Origin of the sequence: Leuconostoc falkenbergense, from assembly GCF_014634805.1 — a bacterium.
Lineage (GTDB): Bacteria > Bacillota > Bacilli > Lactobacillales > Lactobacillaceae > Leuconostoc > Leuconostoc falkenbergense.
In genome coordinates this window covers 12,558-33,353 of sequence record NZ_BMBS01000024.1, presented here as the reverse complement: position 1 = coordinate 33,353, position 20,796 = coordinate 12,558, and the positions used below count along the sequence as shown (strand labels likewise).

The window sequence follows — 20,796 nt, the reverse complement described above, 5'->3', positions numbered from 1 at the left end:
AACACTCAACTGGCAATCACCACGAAAGGTTTTTCAGCAGTTTGCAGTGTTCGGTTAATTCTTGCAATCTACCATATAAAATAAAATGCTATATTGTTGAACTAATTATTATGAAAACTTGCTTGATTAAACTTAAATGATTTTAAAAGTTTGTTAAAAATCAAAAAACATAGGGAACTGATAAAGTTAATCAGTCAGCTTTCTGTTCAAATTACTTTGATGATATAATTACTTGGCTATGTCATTGCCATATGATAAAATAAGAGTCAGTGTGAAGCTTATCAAAAGAAATGTCAACAAAGCTGTGTCACCTAAGGGACAAATTTTGTCCAATAAGGTGCTACAACTTTTGTATTTGGAGGTCTGATATGTCATGGATTTTTTTATTAATGGCCGGTTTATCTGAGATTCTTTGGTCAACTGCAATGAAACTGAGCGATGGTTTTTCAAAAATTAGTTGGGCTATCGTTACGGTAGTTGGTTTAATTGCCAGCATGCTATTCTTATTGCAGGCAGTCAAACATTTGTCGTTTAGCTTAGCATATCCTATCTGGACAGGCATTGGTGCAGTTGGTTCGGTAGTCGTTGGTGTGTCATTGTTTCATGATAAATTTTCTGGGGCCACTTGGTTGTTTGTAATTTTGTTAATTGTGGCTATTATTGGCATAAAAATGACGGCTGGCGAATAGTGAGATGATATCAGGTTAATTTTTGTTGGCGCAAAATAATATCAAAAGCAATAACACCGACAATGCCGATGCTAGTACCAATTAAAATTGCGATTAACCGAGTGATGATTAAATTTGTTCCTAGTTCAGGTCGAACCAGTTTAAAAAGAATAAGCGCAATTGGTGTTGTAAAAAAATTTCCAATCAAGTAGCTTTTAGGCATTGCGAAACAAATTATTCCCATCAATATGACTGCAATAATCATCAATAAGATTTTTTGATGGATTGTTGTATAAATTAATAAAGCAAATATACATCCAACAATGCCAGCAAGCACATAGTGGTATTGGCGATGCCTAGCGGTTGGTATGTTTTCAGCTTGCAAGATGGTGATAGCAGAGACTAACAACCAGTAATAGTTATTGAGGTGACTCTGAACACCAATAAAATAGGCTAACATAGCAAAAATAGAATAGTTAATGGCACGCATGGATTCAATGTTATAAGTGAATTTTTCTCGATCTAGACGGAATGTGATGGCATATTTTTCATAACACCAATTTTCGATTAGTGCGAAAACAGTTGCAATAACGGCACCTAAAATGATGTACAAAGCAAATAAAAGTCTTGTTATGATTGATATTTGACCCAAACTGGACAACATACCATTAATCATCAAGATAAAAAAAGCTTGAGGGCCAAACATTTTTTCTTTAGTCAGTATATATTGTGAAATAAATGCTAACATGCCAATCCACAAAATAGCAAACATTGATCCAGCTAACAAAGCACTGATAGGCAAAGCTAGAATAGAAATAACGTCTACTATCAGCAGTTGTGATATTGTTTTATGTTGATTAGCGGGTACATAGTACATGAGTGTCAATGCACCAAAGCAACTCATCACACCTAACCACTGATTATTAAAAAACCCACCAATTAATAAGGAAATGGCCATTGAACTCATCCCCAAAAAAGCGTGAATGATATGGCGATTGATTTTATTCATGTTAGATTACCTCGAAATTTTCAAATTTTTCCAGCCTAACATAAAAAACTTATCATTGTCAATCGGTATTTGATAATAAGTTGATTAGAAAATTAGATAACAGATTCAATTAAGAATAATCATGTGTTGCATTTTGACGGTCATATTTATTTAGAAGGTTATACAATTGTGGTTTAGCCAATTTTTTATGGTAAAATAAGAGATATATATTTAAAAAAGTGATGAGAGCAGTGATGACCATTAAATATCCAGCAGGCACACGCCATAAGAACTCTGTTCAAAATACAATACGAACGGGTAAGACAACAAAAAAAGCCTTAATTTTCGGTAAACGTGGTATGGGACTGGAAGATGAAATTAATGAGGCTAACGATTATTATTTGGCAAATCGACTTGCTGTCGTCCACAAAAAGCCGACCCCCATTACAATTGTCAAAGTTGACTATCCAGCCAGAGCTGCAGCTAAAATTACGGAAGCCTACTTCAAGCAGGCTTCCACGACAGATTATAATGGTGTTTATCAAGGACGTTATATTGATTTTGATGCTAAGGAAACTAAAAATAAAACATCATTTCCTTTGAAAAACTTTCATCAGCATCAAATTACACATTTAGCAAACATTTTATCTCAAGGTGGCATTGGTTTTGTGATTATCAAATTCACTACTTTAAATGAGGGGTATGTGTACCCAGCAAGTGCATTGATCAAACAATGGCAGAATTTAAAGGGTAAACAATCCATTTCGTATCATGACATTTTGACACATGGGTACATTATTCCAGAAAGCTTAAATCCAAGTTTGGATTATCTAAAAGCTATTGATATGATGCTTGAATCGTTAAAATAAATATCTAGGAGCTCTCTCAGTATTATGGCAAATGATAATTCAAATCAATGGTCGCGTGTTGATCGCAACCAAAATATGTACGATAATCAGCCAGGTCAAGAACCACCAAGGCCCAGACCCAAAGGCAAGGGTAGCGGTCCAAAAAAACCTCGTAAGCCAAGAAAAAAACGACGATGGTTACTTGCAATTTTCCTTTGGCTATTAACGCTAGGAATTATTGGAAGTTTGGCTGGTGCGGCATTATTTTTCACGTATGCCACTGATGCACCTAATATTACTGAATCAGATTTAGCTTCTGAAAATTCAACGCAACTATTAGACAGTCAGGGAAATGTTATTTGGACTATGGCGACGCAAGAGCGTGACTATGCGAATGCAAACGAAATTCCTAAAACGTTGAAGCAGGCGGTTGTTTCAATTGAAGATCGACGCTTTTATAAGCACAATGGTGTTGATCCAATTCGTATTATGGGTGCCGCTTTAGCTAACATTAAAGGTTCTTCACTGGGTATGCAAGGCGGCTCAACGTTAACTCAGCAACTTGTTAAGTTATCTGTCTTTAGTACATCATCAGCCGACCAAACATTAAAACGTAAAGCCCAAGAAGCTTGGCTTGCACTACGAGTTGAAAAGAATTTTACTAAAAACGAAATTCTAACGTTCTATGTCAATAAAGTCTATATGGGTCATGGTATTTATGGCATGAAAACGGCCGCCGAATACTTTTATAGTAAACCATTAACGGAGTTGTCGATACCACAGTTGGCATTGCTTGCAGGAATGCCACAATCACCAACGTATTACGATCCTTATTTAAAAAATAATTCTGCAGCCAAAGAACGACGAAATACTGTTATTGAAGCAATGGTCAAGTATGGTGCCATTACTGAAAAACAAGCTAAGGCGGCTATTGCTACTCCTGTCAACGACGGCCTGCAAGATTTGACAACGAAAGCAGAAAATGCTGATCAAAATCGCAAGGTAGTTGATGCTTACGCCAAATCAGCCATTTCAGAAGCCCAAAAACTGGGATATGATACTTCTAAATCAGGTTTGAAGATATATACTAGTATGGATTCTAGTTTGCAACAATCATTGTACGATAATGCGAACAGTGGGTCAGTTACTTTTTCTAGTGCAAACTTACAGATTAGTGCAACAATGACTAACCCTAATAACGGACGTGTTGTGGCGCAAATTGGTGGTCGAAATGTCACAACGACATTTGGTTTAAACCGAGCTACACAATCTTCACGCTCATCGGGATCATCCATTAAACCATTACTGGATTACGGACCAGCCATTGAGTATTTGAACTGGCCAACGTATCGAACGGTTGTCGATAAAAAATATAAGTATGTCGGTACCGATAAGGATGTTTACGACTGGGATAAAAAGTATATGGGAAATATCACTATGCGTACTGCCTTAACCCAGTCTCGTAATATTCCTGCTGTGCGAACACTAGAAGAAGTTGGTGGGGCTAACGCAGAGAAATTTGTTAATGGTTTGGGAATTACAACCGATGGCACGCCTGGTGGTTCGGCAGCCATTGGTATTCCAGTGACATCAGAGCAAGAAGCAGCTGCTTTTGGCGCAATCGCGAACGGTGGTACTTATTACAAACCCACTTATATTACTAAAGTGGTAACTGCTGATGGCACAACACATAACTACACAACAACTGGCACACGCGCGATGAAAACAAGCACGGCTTTTATGATAACAGACATGTTAAAAGGCGTTATCAAGCCTAATGCCACAGCTGCTGATGCTGCGATTACTGGTCTACATCAAGCTGGTAAATCTGGATTAGTTGGTTATGATGAAGATGATAATATGCCTGAACGTGCCATTTCTGACGCTTGGTTCACTGGTTATACACGGTCATATGCACTGTCTGTTTGGACAGGTTTTGATTATCCAAAGCAAAACTATATTCCTTGGACAGAACAAGATTTGCCAGCACAATATTATGCCAAAGTAATGGCTTATGCTATGCAAAACAAGGATAATACGGACTGGACCATGCCTGATAGTGTTAAACAAACCGTAAAGGGTAATATTGTTGAATATGAAGTTAAAAATGCCTCATGGAGCAATGGTGGCTTACCAAGTGTAACCTCTATTACCCAGTCCGGTGAAACACCTGCTGAAGCGGGTATTTCGACGAACTCTGCATCGACTGGATCTACAACAGGAAACAATTAATTAGGATTTGATCGAACAATCTGGCTATTAATAGCTAAGATTGTTCTTTATATTTGGAGGGAAAAATGCGGCTATGGGTAACCGGATATCGTAATTATGAGCTTGGTACTTTTGGTGATCAAGATCCCAAAATTAAGGTGATTAAATTTGCATTGAAACAGGCATTAAAGACGCAATTGGATGAAGGGTTAGAGTGGGTTATCACAGGTGGTCAGTTGGGAATTGAGCAATGGGTGGTGTCGGTTGTTCAAGAATTGAAAAGGGACTATCCAAATTTAAAAGTTGCTATGATGCTGCCTTTTAAAAACTTTGGCGGGCAATGGCAATCAAAAAATCAAGAAAGGCTGCACGACTTGATTGCACAGAGCGACTTCGCAGAGAGTGTGTCTACACAAGAGTATCAAGTCTCAGGGCAGCTCAGAGCTTACCAACAATTTATGCTTTCACATACGGATGGTGCATTATTAATATATGACGCAGACTACCCAGGTAAAACCCAATTTGACAGTCAAATTATTCAAGCATATCAAAAGAAAACGCCCTATCCATTGACACAAATTGATATGATGGCGTTACAAGATTACGCTACGGAATACGAAGAACAACGTATAGAAAATATAATATTTGATGAATAATTGTTTATTTTTCTTGTAATTCTGAGAATTTATTGGTAATATAAATTAAGTTAAAAAATTAAACGAGGTGTGTCTTGTGGAACAAGTAAAATACACGCAAAAAGATATTTTAGAACGTGTTTTTAAGCAAAAGCGCATGGGTGTCGGATATGATCCGGCCGATGTCGATAGCTTTTTAGATGATATCATAAAAGATTATGGTGCATTTGGTGGCCGTATTGAGCAACTGCAAGGTGAAGTTGCGCGTTTACAGACAGCATTAAAAGATGCGCAAGATCAATTAGTCCTTGTAAAACAACAGAGCGTTCAAGCTGCTAATGTTGCACCTGCGGCGCCCGCGGTTGAGACAGTATCGCCTGTTGTTACGCCAGCGCCAGAGGTGAAGCCTGTTGCACCTTCAGCTAATACTGTTACTAATTTGGATCTGATTAAACGTGTTGCTAACTTGGAACGTGCTGTTTTTGGTCGTGACCACTCTGAAAATGAAAACGCGTAAAATATGATTGTTGTTGTTGTTGTTGTTGTTGTTGTTGTATAAGTATCGGGTAATTGCGCGTCATATTTCTGACGTGAGGAAGGTCCATGCTCGCACACTCTGAGATGGGTGTAGTGTTTGTGCCGGGATAAAGAATAAACCCGGGGGCAGTGATGCCACGGCGATCGAAAAGGCTAAGGCTTCTAGCTATGTCTGAATAGATACGAAGGTGCCATAGAAACGTATATGTCAGTGAAAATTGGCATTTGAGACGAGGTAAACCCCACAAGCGGGCAACCCAAACTTTTGGTAGGGGCGGCTGATCTAGTAAAATGAAACGATGATCGGTATGGTTTAAGCAATTGAACTTAGATAGATGATTACCGAAGGTGATATGTACCTGCATATCACTGGAACAAAACATGGCCTACAGATACTTATATCAGGTAAGCTCGCTTCGGCGAGTTTTTTTAATGAATAAAAAGCAAGGGTATGCAGTTATTTTTTGTATAAAAAGAAAATAATGTTGCATAAAAATTCATTATCGCGTAAACTGTTATTATTGTGATACAGCACAAGGAGAGATTTGGATATGCAGAAAATAATAAAAAAAATAATGATAGTGGCAATGCTTTCAATTATGTTAATGCCATTTGTCGGAACTTTAGGTCAAACTAAGGTGAACGCAGCAACAACCGATCCAGCATTGACTAAAATCAAAAAGAAAGGTACATTGGTGATTGGTTTGTCAGCCGATTATGCGCCTTTTGAATTTCACGCAACTGTTAATGGACGTGATCAAATTGTTGGTTTTGAAGTTGACATGGCTAAGCAAATAGCCAAGGACTTAGGCGTTAAGCCAGTTATTAAAGAAATGGGATTTGACGGTCTGATAGGTGCCCTGCAGACTGGTAAGATCGACGTTATCATTTCAGGTATCAACGCAACACCGGAACGTGAACAAGTTGTTGACTTTTCGCAGGCTTATTTGAAGCCATTGCAAACAATAATGGTCCTTAAAAAGGATGCTGGCAAATATTCGAGTAATTTGTCTTCCTTTGCTGGTAAAAAAATTGGTGCTCAAAAGCAAACGACTCAAGAAACTTATGTTCAAGATAACATGAGTAGCTCAACATTAGTTAGCCTGCAAAAAGTGCCTGATTTGGTTGCACAGTTATCAACTGGCAAGATAGCTGGAATTGTGTTGAATGAACCAATTTCTAAAGCATATACACAACAAAATAAAACTTTCAAAATTATTTATCCAAAGCCTGCTTCAGGTGAAGGGGCAGTTTCAGTAGCTATGCCCAAAAACTCACCAGTCTTGAAGTCAAAAATTAATGCTTCAATCACTAAGATTGTCAAATCTGGAAAATTGGCAGCATATCAGAAAAAAGCCAATAAGTTAATGTTTGCTGATCAGTCTTTCTGGGCGAAGTACGGTAACTTATTTATTAAAGGCACATTGCTAACGCTGGCGTTAGCCGCTATTGCTGTTGTGATTGGCGTTATATTAGGTACGATATTCGCATTATTTAAGCTATCACCTAATTTTATCCTAAAAGCAATTGGTAATATATATGTTGAATATGTCCGTGGCACGCCACTGCTTGTTCAAGCATTTATGGTATTTTTCGGTACACAAGTGATTGGATTCAATTTGTCTGCCTTTGCTGCTGGTGCTTTGGCCATGGGATTAAATTCTGCCGCCTATGTGGCAGAAATCATCCGTTCTGGTATTAACTCCGTTGATAATGGCCAAAACGAAGCGGCGCGTTCGTTAGGCTTGTCTAAGGGCAAGGCAATGCGTTATATTATTTTGCCGCAAGCCGTTAAAAACATATTGCCAGCATTGGGAAATGAGTTTGTGACTGTCATCAAGGAAGGTTCCGTCGTATCTGTCATTGGTGTTGGTGAGTTGATGTTTCAAACAGGTGTTGTCCAAGGCGCATCCTTTAAGCCATTTTTCCCATTGGTGATTACATCATTAATCTACTTTGTCTTAACATTTGGTATTAGCCGAGCACTGGGTTATGCTGAAAATCGTATGAACAGGACATCTCGATAATATTAAGAGCTATTAAAAAAGACTTGATTTCTAATCAAGTCTTTTTAGATTGTTTTTGATTTTAGTTTTGGAATAGTGAGCATGACACTTAGGCTAATCAGATACAAGACAGATAGAAATCCCATGACGATGACCAATGAATAGCGATCCATTAGAAAGCCAATGAGAACACTTGAGAATCCGCCAACTGCACGACCAAAATTCATGATGGTGTTATTGGCAGTGGCACGAATTTCCGTGGGGTATAAGTGGCCCATAATGGCACCATAACCACCATACATACCATTTGCAAAGAAACCAACTAACATTTGTGCTAGAAGTAATTCTACTTTGTTTGACGCCATTGTTAATACAAAAACGGCAAGTGCTGAAGCAATCAGAAATATGGTATAAGCACGTCTTGCACCAAATTTATCCATAATTGCGCCAAAGGTTAGCATGCCAAGGCTCATCCCAATTATTGTGGCAATCATCCAGAGAGAGGAGCTTGCAGCAGTGAGCCCAATTCGTTTTTGCATGATGGATGGCAGCCAGTTCATAAGTCCAAAATAGCCAGCGATTTGGACCATAACCATAATCATTAAAGCAATTGTTTGCCATGCTTGCGCTGGTGTTGCAAATAATGCTGTAATTGAACCCGGACGATACTCGGTGCTGGTTTGCTTAGCTTGCATATCAGTGAATACTTTACTTTCCGATAAGTGTCGGCGAATAAAGAAAATCAAAATGACGGGTAGTAAACCAAAGACGTAAAGTGTATGCCAACCTAATATTGGTAAGATAACGGCTGCTAAAATTGCTGCCAATATGGCGCCGATTTGACCACCAATAGCTGAAAGGGATGTTACTTTGGCGATAGCTCTTTTTGGAAAACTTTCAGCAATAATAGCCATTCCAGAACCATATTCACCGCCAGCACCTATTCCAGCAAGAAAACGTAGAGCGTAGACCCAATAGACATTTTTGGCAAAAAACATTAATGCTGTTGCGATTGCAAAAATCCAGATAGTGTATGTAAAGACTTTTACTCGGCCATACTTGTCAGCTAATATGCCAAAAAAGAGACCGCCAATCAGCATACCTAAGTTTGTGATTGATGATATCAGGCCAGCTGCTGCACCTGATATATGCAAATCAACAATCATAGATGAAAGTGTAAATGACAAAAACATCACATCCATGTTTTCCAACCCGAAACCTGCTGCAGTAGAAGCGATTACCTTTTTTTGGTAAGCACTAAAATGGTGCGCATTGAGCGGGGACATACCAGTTTGTTGCATATTAATTCTCCTTGAAATGATTACTCACAGGTAATCTTTATTTGCTGGTTAGAATTATCTAAGTCTTGTGATAGTTCAAACGATTTGATTATACGCTTAATTTTTTTTCAATGCAACCTGATAATATAAAAAACCACTTTGGTGTGTACACTCAAAGTGGTTTTTTTGTAGTTAAATTTAATATTCAAAAGTTACTCGAACGCCTTCAGGAATAGCAAAGTCTTTTTGCAAAAGTGTCAGTTCCCCAGACTCACTGTCACGACCGTATAACGATACGTTATCTGTATCTTGGTTAGCAACAACTAAGAATTGTTCGTCCTTGTCCCAATTCATATCACGTGGAAATTCTCCCTCAGTGCTAATGAGTTGGATTCGTTCAATTTCTGCACCAAGATTTGAAACTTTAAATACGGCAACTGAATTATGCCCACGGTTTGAGGCGTAGATGTAGTGTCCGTCCTTGCTCAAACGAAGAGCTGCTGATCCGTTATGTTCTGTCCAGTCTGCGGGTATTGTAGAGGCAGTTTGAACGTGTTCGAAAGAACCATCTTCAGAATTGTATTTTAGCACACTCAGCAAACTTGACAATTCTCCAAGCAGGTAGGCGTATTGACCATCTGGTGAGAAGCGAATATGTCTTGGGCCAAAACCAGCTTCAGTTGTGAAGCGTGATGCTTCAGTAAGTTTGCCATCATCAGAGACATCGAAAGTAATGACTTCGTCAGCACCAAGATCCACAGCAACTAAACGATTATCTGGTGTCAAATTGCTAAAGTGAATGTGTGATGACCCTTGTTCTGGGCGTGGACCTGAACCTTCATTTTGCCATTGATCAGTTAATGTCAAATTACCATCGGCATTAATGTGATAAACTTCCACAGTACCACGATGGTAGTAGCCGGCGTATACTAATTGTCGCGCTTCATCTACGCCAATATAGGCTGGAGCAGATCCTTCGCTGAGTTGCGCATCAATTTCAGCCAGCGGGCGTACAGAATTATCAAAGGTGACAACGCCACCTTGACCATCACGATTTTCAACCGCGTAAACCTTGTTTGCTTTTGAGACTGCAAGATAGGTTGGATTAGTGAGTTCACCAACAAGTGTTGGGTTTTGTAAAAGTTTTTTCTCAGTATCAAGTTCCGCTTCATACAATCCCTTTGAGATTCTTTTTGTGTAGGTGCCAAACAAAATTTTATAAATTGCCATGATAAGGACTCCTTTAAAATGTCTAAATTTATTATACTCGAATGTAAGCCTTTTCACAAATTTCTTTGTTAACGTAGCTGTCATTATGCCTGAAAAGCATGATGAAACAGCGCGATTTTGGCTAGCAACATGATTTTTATTTCTATGGTAAAATAATAATAAACGTGATGAATCGGGGAATATTTATGTTAAAAGACCAAGAACAACAGTCATGGTACAGACGATGGTTTTCTGGCAACAACTTACTCAATGGACTTATTGTGATACTGCTAATCTTACTGATTATTTTTCTGGCTTGGCAAGTTCGTTTTGTGTTTGAACCTATGCGAGCTTTATTTACGGCAGTGGGTGCCCCAATTATTATTGCAGGGGTTTTGTATTATTTGTTGAGTCCATTGGTAAACTTATTGGAAAAGCATGTTCATTTACCCAGAAATTTATCAATTGGCATTGTATTGATTGCACTTTTAGCAGTCATTGCTGGGGTGATTGTTGCTGTTTATATGGTATTACGCACACAAGTTGTGTCATTTATTGATAATTGGCCACAATATTGGCGCACGAGTGAACGCTTTATTAACGACACATTTGCATCTGATCAATTTAAGTTTATTCGTGATTACCTAAATCATACAAATGCGGATATCAACCAAAATGTGATTGATTGGAGTAAAAAGTATTTGACGAGTGGTGTTGCTGGCATTAGTTCGTTTGCGTCGACGCTAACTTCAATTGGTGTAACGATGGTTTCTACGCCTTTTATCCTTTATTACATGTTGCTTGATGGACATAAATTTTCAGCTGTTGTGGCTGATAAATTCCCACAAAAAGCACAAATATCAGTCTATCATTTGTTGAGAGAAGTGAGTTCGCAAGTGGCACAATACATTCGTGGACAGCTCGGTGTTGCGTTAGCGGTTATTATCATGTTCTCGATTGGTTATACAGTGATTGGGTTACCGTATGGTATATTATTGGCTTTGATGGCTGGCTTCTTTAATATGATTCCGTATGTAGGATCTATTCTTGCCCAAGTGCCAGTGTTTACAGTGGCGTTAATTGCTGGGGGACCAAAATTGTTAATTTTGGTGATAATTGTTTTGGTAATTGAACAGCCCATAGAAGGCCATGTGATCGCCCCAAAAATTTTGGGTGAAGCATTGTCTATTCACCCTGTCACTGTCATTGTGGTATTGTTAAGCGGTGGTCATATTTTTGGTGTATTAGGTGTTGTGTTAGGCGTTCCAACATATGCTGTTGCGAAAGTTCTAGTGACACACATATACGAGTGGTGGCGACATAATTCAGAATTGTTTAAAGTGGAAGGAACCGTTGAAAAATGACTAATCATGTTGTTTTATTTGAACCCTTAATGCCTGCTAATACAGGTAACATTGCGCGTACAACTGCTGGTACAGACGCTGTTTTACATTTAATTGAGCCTCTAGGCTTTGATTTAGATGACAAACATGTTAAGCGGGCTGGTCTCGATTATTGGGACCACGTGCAATTGGTAAGGCATCCAAGCTTGCCGGATTTTTTGGAAACGTTGGCACCTACGGATCATTTGTATCTCGTTTCTAAGTTTGCGAACCAAGATTATACAGAGCCTGATTATACACAAGCTGATGGGGATAACTACTTCCTTTTTGGTAAAGAAACCACTGGTTTACCAGAAGTGTTTATGCGTCAAAACCCAGAAAAGGCAATTCGGATTCCACAAGACGACACACATATTCGATCTCTGAATTTGTCAAATACTGTTGCCATTGTCATCTATGAGGCGCTACGTCAACAGTCGTTTCCAAATCTGGATACTGTTCATACCTATGAACAAGATAAATTAAAATAAGGGGTTGACGTCACTATAAAATCTTGTTATGATTATATAGTTGTTTCAGCAGTGAGATAACAAAGACCATGGCTCGTTGGTCAAGTGGCGAAGACGCTGCCCTTTCACGGCGGAATCGAGAGTTCGATTCTCTCACGAGCTACTAAAAGTCGCAACTTCGGTTGCGGCTTTTTGTGTATAATTATTGAAATTAAATGACTTTATTGACAGTTAAGCAATTCTTAAGAATTAAAGATGAACACGCGTTCGCATTTTAAACATGATAAAATAGAGCGTTAATAATATATGAGGTAATAATTTTGGCTACCAGAAAAACAACCAGAAAACGACGAAGAACCAGTTCACGTTCAAAAAAACAGCAACATCCACTTGCTAGAAATTTGACGTTATTAATTAGCGCTATTCTAGGTGTTTTGGGTACTTTTAAGCTGGGCTTGATTGGCATTTTTGTAGCGAATATTTTCCGCTTTTTCTTTGGTAACGTTTATTTTGCAATTATTGTCCCTTTAACAGTTGGGATGCTATATTATATGCTCATGCGAAAGTTGCCTAAAATTGCTGGACATTTTTGGATGGGAGCCGGTATGGCATTTATTGCCATTGAAGTTATTTCTTCGTTACTGTTCTTTACTTATACGTTGCAAGATGGTACAGGATATGTAAATGAAGTCATTCGTATTATCAAGCAAGATTTTGCGAATCAAGCAGCTAACACACCACTTGGGGGTGGCGTTGTTGGTGCGGCAATATACCATGTGTTGTTCATGTTAATGTCAAATGTTGGTACTTGGATTGTCACGACATTGTTATTATTTGCTGGTGTGATTATATTTTTCCGAATTCCAGCTCGTGATATTGCTGAAAAAAGTGTTGAGAAGGCACAAGCGGGTGTGGCATATATTCAAGAACAACGGGCTAACGCCCCTAAACGTGAGCCTTTTTTCAATAAAAACGGACGTAAAAAAGATATTACTGATTATGGCGATAATCCATTAGGTGTTGATCATTCGGCTGCGTCAGAAATGGACAATCAGGCTGAAAAGGTTACTGATGAGTTGCCTCAAAACCACGAATTTATTGAACCAGAAATTAAGTGGAATGGTCCAGTAACCAATAATGAAAATAAATCGTCAGATGAAGTGGTAACACCTGCCACAACATTATCAGAGGCTGATGAAGAAGTATCGCTAGCGACCGATACACCAGAAGCAAATAATCCAGATTATCAACTGCCATCAGCAGAATTGTTGACACAGGTACCTCCGGCGGATCAAACAAAAGAATTTAAAAGTTTGACTGAAAAGTCACGCCTAGTTCATGACACATTACAAAGTTTTGGTGTGGAAGCGGAAGTGACCAGTGTCTCATTGGGACCAACCGTTACGCAGTATGAATTAAAACCTGGACAAGGAGTTAAAGTTAACCGCATTGCTAATTTGGCAGATGACTTGGCGTTAGCCTTAGCGGCTAAATCAATACGTATAGAGGCACCGATTCCAGGAAAACCATATGTTGGTATTGAAGTACCAAATGATACACAAGCAACTGTCGGGTTCCGAGATATGATTGAACATGCACCGTTTGATGATAATCCACTAAATGTGCCACTTGGAAGAGACGTTACTGGTAATATTATTATGGCCGATTTATCAGCCATGCCACATTTATTGATTGCCGGTTCAACAGGATCTGGTAAATCTGTGGGACTCAACGGCATTATCATTTCAATTCTACTTCGTGCTAAGCCTAGTGAAGTTAAATTGATGATGGTTGATCCGAAGGTAGTTGAATTATCGATTTACAATGGGATCCCACATTTGCTAACACCAGTTGTTTCTGAGCCAAGAAAAGCTGCCAAATCATTGCAAAAAGTAGTTGACGAAATGGAAAATCGTTACAAATTGTTAGCGCAATTTGGCAAACGGAATATCGGTGAATATAACGCTGCGGTTGATAAACAAAATGCCGGTGCTATTGCAACGGGTGAGCCTATCATGCAAAAAATGCCCTACATCGTCGCAATTGTTGATGAGTTTGCAGATTTAATGAGTACGGTTGGTAGTGAAATTGAGGTTTCAATTGCACGATTAGGTGCCAAAGCCAGAGCTGCTGGCATTCATATGATCTTGGCTACTCAGCGTCCAGATGTTAAAGTAGTCAATGGGACTATCAAAAGTAACATTCCTGGTAGAATTGCTTTTAGAACGGCTTCAGGCATTGATTCACGTACGATTTTGGATAGTAACGGTGCAGAAAAGCTGTTAGGCAGAGGTGATATGATTTTTGCGCCACCTGGTAAGCCGACACAACGTGTGCAAGGTGCCTTCATTAGTAACGCTGATGTTACTAGTGTGGTAGAATTTGTTAAAGCGCAGCAAGAAGTTCAGTATTCTGAAGCTATGACGGTGACAGATGAAGAAGTTGCGCAAGATGGTAGTGATATATCGGATGGTAACAGTGAAGATGAATTGTTCCAAGACGCATTGCAATTTGTAATCGAACAACAAAAAGCTTCTACTTCGTTGTTACAACGACGATTTAGAATTGGCTATAATCGAGCTGCCAGATTAATTGATGACTTAGAAGCAAGTGGCTATATTGGCCCAGCCGATGGTTCACGGCCACGACATGTCAATGTTTCGGATGGCAGTTCCGGTATTGAACAGTAAGTGTAAAACAAGTGATATAAAAGTAGAGTAATATAATGGCATTATCAAAAGAACAAATAGCAGCATTACAAAACGTATATGACAATGGTATTCTTGATCATGATGACGTTGCCCATGATGCTTTGAAGCAGGTATTATTGGATTTGAAAAAATAAATTGCAAAAGTTCTAAAACAGTGCTAAGATTGTTTTTAGAAACTTTGATGAGGACAACTTGATTACTGTGCGTTTAAAGAGAGTTCATGTTTGGTGGAAATGAACAGCGTAAGTTTGATAGACTACCTTTGAGTGGTGATAAGTAGGTAACGAAATTCATTCGGGTGACGCCGTTAATTGTCATTTAAGTTGCATCTTATGATGCAAAACTTGGGTGGTACCACGGTAAAGCGTCCCTTTGAGTCTTTTGGCTCAGAGGGACGCTTTTTTCAAGTGTTGCGCAGGGTTTCGAAACGTAATTTGATTATTTATGATGAAGAGGGAAAGTATATGACAGAAATTCAATTAACATTTCCAGATGGTGCTGTAAAATCCTTTGCAGCAGGTACAAAGCCAATTGAGGTTGCAGCTGGTATTTCAAAGTCTTTGGCCAAAAAAGCAGTTTCCGCTAAGTTGAATGGTCAATATGTTGGCTTGAATGATGCGCTTGAAAATGATGGTGAATTCGCATTAATTACGACAAGTGATGATGAAGCTTTGGAACTTTTACGTCATTCAGCATCTCATTTGTTGGCGCAAGCCTTGAAACGTATTCCTAAGTTTGCCAATATGCACTTTGGTGTTGGACCATTTATTGATAATGGCTTTTATTACGACACTGATAACGGTTCAGGTAATCAAGTTTCAATTGACGATTTTGCGGAAATTGAAGCCATGATGCACAAAATTGTTGCAGAAGATTTGCCAATTGTATCACGTGAAATTTCACGTGACGAAGCGTTGACATTATTTAAAAATGATCCATACAAGATTGAACTCATTAATGATTTGCCAGCCGATGAGAAAATCACAATTGCTGTTCAAGGCGATCATGTTGAATTAGACAAAGGTGGACTTGTGCCATCAACAGGTTGGGTAAAGCACTTCAAATTAACTTCAGTTGCCGGAGCCTACTGGCGTGGTAAATCATCTAATCCAATGATGCAACGTATTTATGGTATTGCTGAATGGAAACAAGCGGACGTCGATGCTGAGGTTAAACGTCGTGAAGAAGCTAAAGAACGTGATCATCGTACCATTGGTCGTGATCTAGACTTGTTCTTTACTAGTCAAGAAGTTGGCTCTGGGTTGCCAGTGTGGTTACCAAATGGTGCAACTATTCGTCGACAAGTTGAACGTTATATTATCGACAAAGAATTAGCAAATGGCTACCAACATGTTTATACACCAGTGTTGTCGAACCTGAATTTGTATAAAACGTCGGGGCATTGGGATCACTATCGTGAAGATATGTTCCCACCAATGGATATGGGTGATGGCGAATTCCTAGAGTTGCGCCCAATGAATTGTCCTTCACATATTATGGTCTTCAAGCATAAGCCACGTTCATATCGAGAATTGCCAATGCGCATTGCAGAGCTAGGTATGATGCATCGTTATGAAAAATCAGGGGCTTTGACAGGATTGTCACGCGTTCGTGAAATGACTTTAAACGATGGGCATACATTTGTGGAACCTGAAAAGCTTGAAGAAGAATTTAAGTCAATTTTGACAATGATGATGGAAGTTTACCGTGACTTTGACATCACTGACTATCGTTTCCGTTTGTCGTATCGTGATCCTAAAAATACAGAAAAGTATTTTGATGATGATGACATGTGGGAAAAGTCTCAAGCGCAATTGAAACGCGCAATGGATGATCTTAACCTTGATTACTTTGAAGCAGAAGGTGAAGCTGCCTTTTACGGTCCAAAATTAGATGTCCAAACTAAAACAGCATTGGGTGGTGAAGAAACAATGTCTACCATTCAACTGGACTTCTTGTTACCAGAACGTTTTAATTTGACTTATATTGGTGCTGATGGACAAGATAACCACCGTCCGGTTATGCTACACCGTGGTATTGTGGGCACAATGGAGCGCTTTACAGCTTACTTGATTGAAATGTATAAGGGCGCTTTCCCAACATGGTTAGCACCATTACAAGTGCAAATCATTCCCGTTAATGTTGATGCGCATGGTGAGTATTCTCGAGATATTCAACAAAAATTGCAAGCCGCTGGCTTGCGTGCACACGTTGAGACAAAGGATGCCAAGATGGGCTATTTAATCCGTGAGGCACAAACGAACAAGATTCCATATACTTTGGTTCTAGGTGATTCTGAAGTGGATGGTCAAACTGTCACAGTCCGTAAGTATGGGGAAGACAAGACACAAACCATGTCATTTGAAGATTTCCAAAACATCATATTGACTGATGTTTCACACTATTCACGTGAAGTAAACGATTAAAAAGTTCAATTATGGCGTTGTTAACAAAAGCACCCTACGAATTTCGCAGGGTGCTTTGCAGTAAGAGGAGAAGTAAAATATTAATATGTCAGAGACAAAAGAGAGTCATCAACCGCAGCAACATGGTTTGAAAAATAGACACGTTCAATTAATTGCTATTGGCGGCACAATTGGGACAGGTTTGTTTATGGGTGCTGGAAATTCAATTCATTTTGCTGGGCCGTCCATACTGTTCGTTTATCTAATCATTGGATTTTTTATGTTTGTTATGATGCGTGCGATTGGCGAGTTGCTATATGCAGATCCAACGCAGCACACTTTTATCACGTTTATTACCAAGTATATTGGTAATCGCGCGGGTTTCTTTGCACGGTGGTCGTATTGGCTAACAATTGTATTTATGGGCATGGCTGAGTTGACAGCTGTTGCAAAATACATTCAGTTTTGGCTACCAGATTTGCCAAGTTGGCTGATTCAAGTCGTGATTTTGGTATTATTGACATGTGTTAATTTGGTTACGGTTGCTTTGTATGGTGAAACGGAATTTTGGTTTGCAATGATTAAAATCGTAGCTATTTTGGCACTGATTGCCACAGGTATCATCATGGCTTTGACGGGCTTTAAAACGACGGTTGGTGATGTTGCATTCAGTAATGTCTGGCATCATTTTAGCCTATTTCCAAATGGTGTTGGTAACTTTATTAATGCTTTTCAAATGGTAATGTTTGCCTTTGTGGGAATGGAATTTATTGGTATGACAACGGCAGAAACTGAGAACCCTCGCGCTGTCTTGCCAAAAGCAATTAATCAAATTCCGTGGCGAATTCTGTTCTTTTACCTTGGTGCATTATTCATTATTATGACGATTTATCCTTGGCAAAAAATTCCTGCTAATCAAAGCCCGTTTGTTATGATATTCCAATTGGCTGGGATTAAATGGGCAGCAGCTTTGGTAAACTTTGTCGTATTAACTAGTGCGGCATCGGCTTTGAATTCGGTGTTATTTAGTGCTAGTCGAAATTTTTATGCCTTGGCCTATCAGTCAAAAGCCTCATTTATAAAACCATTCCGCAAAATGTCTCATGCTAAATTACCGGTGAGAGCAATTTTGTTTACATCTCTAATGATTGCATTTTCTGCAATTATTTCATTAATTCCAACGATTACAAACGCTTTTAGTTTTGTGACAAGTGCATCCACAGATTTGTTTTTGATGATTTATGTGCTTATTTTGATTGCTTATATGCGTTATCGTCAATCAGACAATTATATGCCGGATGGTTTCTTGGTTATTGCGCCAAAGGTTTTGGTGCCAATGGCCATTGTATTCTTTGTTTTTGTGTTCATAACCTTATTTTTTAATCCAGAGTCGCGTATTCCGGCGCTTGGTTCAACGATATGGCTCATTGTCTTTGGTTTCATCGCGATGAGGCAGCCTAAAACAATTAGTCTTGAAAAGTAAGTCCTAGTGACTTGCTTTTTTATTTGATAACGATATGATGAATATTAGATTATAAAAAGCAAAAATTCATCATGGCTCATAAAAGAAAACTAAAACGGTCAGAAGTTCCGGTAAATCTGACTTGGAATTTAACTGATATTTTTAAAACGCCGGCAGACTATGAGAAGGCGTGCCAACAAACGACAGATACAATTAATCATTTTTCGTCCTTTAAAAATCATCTGGGTGATAGTCCTCAAAATTTATTGCTTGCAACTGAAAAGTTAGTGAATGTGATCGACGTTAATATTGATAAAACTTGGGCTTATGCAGAACTTTTGTATGCTAGTGACATGACTAATCCAGTTGCTCAGCAAGTTAAAGGGGCATCTGACGAGCTCATGGCAACTTTTTACGCAGGGACAGCTTTTTACAAAATTGAAATATCAGGCATTGAATCCGATAAACTGCAGTCATATATGACGCAAGAGCCAAAATTGTTGCATTATCAATTTTATTTTGACAAAATTCGTTTAAATAGTGCCCATCAATTAACAGCGACCGAAGAAAAATTATTGGGTGCGTTAAACGCAACTCTTCAAAGTCCTAATGATGTTTTTGATACGCTTAATGATGTTGATTTGAACTTTGGCACATTGAGAGATGAAAATGGCGATGAAATTGAATTAACCATGGGGAATGCTTCACAGTTTATTCATTCACAAAATCGCGACATCAGAAAGAAAGCTGTTGATATGATAGCGCACGCGCATATCAGCGTTTCGCATACTATGGCTAAACTTTATAATACCCATGTTCACAGTCAAAATACGATTGCTGCATTACGTGGCTATCACAGTGCGCGCTCACAGCAATTAGCACAAAACAATATTCCTGAAGCATTGTACGACGTGCTCATTAGTAAAACCCATGAACACATCAATACGGTTTACCGCTACTACGATTTAAGGAAAAAAGTGCTTGGGGTTGAGCAATTACATCATTATGACTTATCTGTACCATTAACTGGTAAAGATTTCTTACCAACAACCTATGAAGAGGGGGAAAAGCTGGCACTAGAGGCATTGAAGCCACTTGGTGAGGATTACGTTAACCAAGTGAAAGAGGCATTAAATAATCGCTGGATTGATGTTGCAGAAAATGTTGGTAAGTCTTCTGGTGGTTTTGAAATTGGTATTGCAACAGTTCATCCGTATATTTTATTAACTTGGACAAATAAATTGTATAGCACTAATATTTTGGTGCATGAATTGGGCCACGCGATACATAGTGTCCGAAGTAATCAAACACAACCCGTTCAATATAGTGAAGCGGCAACTTTCAATGCCGAGATTGCTTCCACGCTCAACGAAATTTTATTGCAAAATTATCTGATTAAAAAATACCAAAATGACCGTGAAGCGCAAATTTATTTGCGTACAAAATCAATTGCTAGTTTTTTGAATGTAGTTGTAACAGCTGCAGAGTTTGCAGAATTTGAGCACCTAACTTACCAAACGGAACAAAACGGTCAAGCATTGTCTTTAACCGTATTGAATCAAATGACGACACAATTAGAAAAGCAATTTAATGGTGAGCAAATTGTTGATGATTTTCCGGATGACAGTTATGCCGTCCAATTTGCCAGTGTGCCACATTTTTACTACAATTTTTATGTCTATCAATATGCGACATCGTATGCGGTGGCCAGTGCGATTGCTAATAAAATATTGAGTGGTGACAAGCAAGCGCTGGATAACTACCGCCGTTTTTTGGCTTCAGGTGGCGTCGATTATCCAGTTAATCTCATTAAGTCAGCAGGATTTGATATGGTCAGTGGGGAGTATCTTGATAGTGCTTTTGCGAATTTTGAAGAGGATGTTAATACCCTAGAACAACTTTTTTCGACTAAATAAATCGTTATCAATACTTGCGAGGGCTGTCAAGATAACGATGTGGTAAAATAGAATTACTGAAATTGGAA

At 38.8% G+C, this 20,796-nt stretch carries 15 protein-coding genes, 1 tRNA gene, 1 other RNA gene and 1 other annotated feature; of the genes, 14 read left to right on the top strand and 3 right to left on the bottom strand.

The window, feature by feature from the left end:
- The first annotated feature begins 368 nt into the window (after positions 1-368).
- Entirely contained in the window at positions 369-689 is a 321-nt protein-coding gene (locus IEU71_RS06295; protein WP_004915342.1) for a DMT family transporter, read from the top strand.
- A 10-nt stretch (positions 690-699) separates the two neighbouring features.
- Here IEU71_RS06295 and IEU71_RS06290 read toward each other — a convergent pair whose 3' ends face one another.
- The gene (locus tag IEU71_RS06290; protein WP_004915341.1) at positions 700-1,677 is read right to left on the bottom strand and encodes an FUSC family protein; all 978 of its coding nucleotides are present in this window, start codon (positions 1,675-1,677) and stop codon (positions 700-702) included.
- Positions 1,678-1,910: 233 nt separating this feature from the next.
- On the opposite strand from IEU71_RS06290, the gene recU reads away from it, so the two are divergent.
- From recU to IEU71_RS06260, 6 genes are all read left to right on the top strand, one after another.
- Entirely contained in the window at positions 1,911-2,525 is a 615-nt protein-coding gene (gene recU, locus IEU71_RS06285) for a Holliday junction resolvase RecU (RefSeq protein WP_004915338.1), read from the top strand.
- 24 nt (positions 2,526-2,549) lie between these two features.
- Positions 2,550-4,736: a transglycosylase domain-containing protein gene (locus tag IEU71_RS06280; protein ID WP_004915336.1), complete on the top strand. Its 2,187-nt coding sequence runs from the start codon at positions 2,550-2,552 to the stop codon at positions 4,734-4,736.
- Between the two features lie 65 nt (positions 4,737-4,801).
- On the top strand, positions 4,802-5,371 hold the full coding sequence (locus IEU71_RS06275) for an SLOG family protein (RefSeq protein WP_004915334.1): 570 nt from the start codon (positions 4,802-4,804) through the stop codon (positions 5,369-5,371).
- A gap of 76 nt (positions 5,372-5,447) precedes the next feature.
- A complete protein-coding gene (locus IEU71_RS06270) occupies positions 5,448-5,867 on the top strand; it encodes a DivIVA domain-containing protein (protein WP_004915332.1) in 420 nt (139 codons plus the stop codon).
- 41 nt (positions 5,868-5,908) lie between these two features.
- An RNA gene (gene rnpB / locus IEU71_RS06265) (RNase P RNA component class B) lies at positions 5,909-6,281 on the top strand.
- Between the two features lie 157 nt (positions 6,282-6,438).
- Positions 6,439-7,914 carry an ABC transporter substrate-binding protein/permease gene (locus tag IEU71_RS06260; protein WP_004915330.1) on the top strand — a complete coding sequence of 492 codons (1,476 nt, stop codon included), beginning with the start codon at positions 6,439-6,441 and terminating at the stop codon, positions 7,912-7,914.
- Positions 7,915-7,958: 44 nt separating this feature from the next.
- On the opposite strand, the gene IEU71_RS06255 is transcribed toward IEU71_RS06260, so the two are convergent.
- A complete protein-coding gene (locus IEU71_RS06255) occupies positions 7,959-9,194 on the bottom strand; it encodes an MFS transporter (RefSeq protein ID WP_004915328.1) in 1,236 nt (411 codons plus the stop codon).
- Between the two features lie 177 nt (positions 9,195-9,371).
- Entirely contained in the window at positions 9,372-10,403 is a 1,032-nt protein-coding gene (locus tag IEU71_RS06250) for a lactonase family protein (protein ID WP_004915325.1), read from the bottom strand.
- A 185-nt stretch (positions 10,404-10,588) separates the two neighbouring features.
- On the opposite strand from IEU71_RS06250, the gene IEU71_RS06245 reads away from it, so the two are divergent.
- The 7 genes from IEU71_RS06245 to pepF all read left to right on the top strand — a co-directional run bounded on the left by IEU71_RS06245 (position 10,589) and on the right by pepF (position 20,728).
- Positions 10,589-11,746 carry an AI-2E family transporter gene (locus tag IEU71_RS06245; protein ID WP_004915322.1) on the top strand — a complete coding sequence of 386 codons (1,158 nt, stop codon included), beginning with the start codon at positions 10,589-10,591 and terminating at the stop codon, positions 11,744-11,746.
- The gene (locus IEU71_RS06240) at positions 11,743-12,255 is read left to right on the top strand and encodes a tRNA (cytidine(34)-2'-O)-methyltransferase (RefSeq protein WP_004915320.1); all 513 of its coding nucleotides are present in this window, start codon (positions 11,743-11,745) and stop codon (positions 12,253-12,255) included. Before IEU71_RS06245 ends, IEU71_RS06240 begins: the two co-directional genes overlap by 4 nt.
- Before the next feature lie 70 nt (positions 12,256-12,325).
- A tRNA-Glu gene (locus IEU71_RS06235) sits at positions 12,326-12,397 on the top strand.
- Between the two features lie 157 nt (positions 12,398-12,554).
- Positions 12,555-14,924: an FtsK/SpoIIIE family DNA translocase gene (locus IEU71_RS06230; protein WP_004915317.1), complete on the top strand. Its 2,370-nt coding sequence runs from the start codon at positions 12,555-12,557 to the stop codon at positions 14,922-14,924.
- Positions 14,925-15,114: 190 nt separating this feature from the next.
- Positions 15,115-15,320, top strand: a binding site (T-box leader).
- An 89-nt stretch (positions 15,321-15,409) separates the two neighbouring features.
- Complete coding sequence (gene thrS / locus IEU71_RS06225; RefSeq protein WP_036067187.1) at positions 15,410-17,371, top strand: threonine--tRNA ligase; 1,962 nt, start codon at positions 15,410-15,412, stop codon at positions 17,369-17,371.
- An 85-nt stretch (positions 17,372-17,456) separates the two neighbouring features.
- Positions 17,457-18,833, top strand: a complete 1,377-nt coding sequence (locus tag IEU71_RS06220; protein WP_004915308.1) for an amino acid permease — start codon at positions 17,457-17,459, stop codon at positions 18,831-18,833.
- Between the two features lie 71 nt (positions 18,834-18,904).
- Positions 18,905-20,728, top strand: a complete 1,824-nt coding sequence (gene pepF / locus IEU71_RS06215) for an oligoendopeptidase F (protein ID WP_004915305.1) — start codon at positions 18,905-18,907, stop codon at positions 20,726-20,728.
- The last annotated feature ends 68 nt before the right edge of the window (positions 20,729-20,796 follow it).

What these genes read in the sequence shown, in the direction of transcription:
- pepF (WP_004915305.1), top strand. Translation starts at nt 18,905, where the DNA reads ATGGCTCATAAAAGAAAACTAAAACGGTCAGAAGTTCCGGTAAATCTG.
- IEU71_RS06260 (WP_004915330.1), top strand. Translation starts at nt 6,439, where the DNA reads ATGCAGAAAATAATAAAAAAAATAATGATAGTGGCAATGCTTTCAATT.
- IEU71_RS06250 (WP_004915325.1), bottom strand. Translation starts at nt 10,403, where the DNA reads ATGGCAATTTATAAAATTTTGTTTGGCACCTACACAAAAAGAATCTCA.
- IEU71_RS06280 (WP_004915336.1), top strand. Translation starts at nt 2,550, where the DNA reads ATGGCAAATGATAATTCAAATCAATGGTCGCGTGTTGATCGCAACCAA.
- IEU71_RS06255 (WP_004915328.1), bottom strand. Translation starts at nt 9,194, where the DNA reads ATGCAACAAACTGGTATGTCCCCGCTCAATGCGCACCATTTTAGTGCT.
- thrS (WP_036067187.1), top strand. Translation starts at nt 15,410, where the DNA reads ATGACAGAAATTCAATTAACATTTCCAGATGGTGCTGTAAAATCCTTT.
- recU (WP_004915338.1), top strand. Translation starts at nt 1,911, where the DNA reads ATGACCATTAAATATCCAGCAGGCACACGCCATAAGAACTCTGTTCAA.
- IEU71_RS06275 (WP_004915334.1), top strand. Translation starts at nt 4,802, where the DNA reads ATGCGGCTATGGGTAACCGGATATCGTAATTATGAGCTTGGTACTTTT.
- IEU71_RS06240 (WP_004915320.1), top strand. Translation starts at nt 11,743, where the DNA reads ATGACTAATCATGTTGTTTTATTTGAACCCTTAATGCCTGCTAATACA.
- IEU71_RS06290 (WP_004915341.1), bottom strand. Translation starts at nt 1,677, where the DNA reads ATGAATAAAATCAATCGCCATATCATTCACGCTTTTTTGGGGATGAGT.
- IEU71_RS06220 (WP_004915308.1), top strand. Translation starts at nt 17,457, where the DNA reads ATGTCAGAGACAAAAGAGAGTCATCAACCGCAGCAACATGGTTTGAAA.
- IEU71_RS06245 (WP_004915322.1), top strand. Translation starts at nt 10,589, where the DNA reads ATGTTAAAAGACCAAGAACAACAGTCATGGTACAGACGATGGTTTTCT.
- IEU71_RS06295 (WP_004915342.1), top strand. Translation starts at nt 369, where the DNA reads ATGTCATGGATTTTTTTATTAATGGCCGGTTTATCTGAGATTCTTTGG.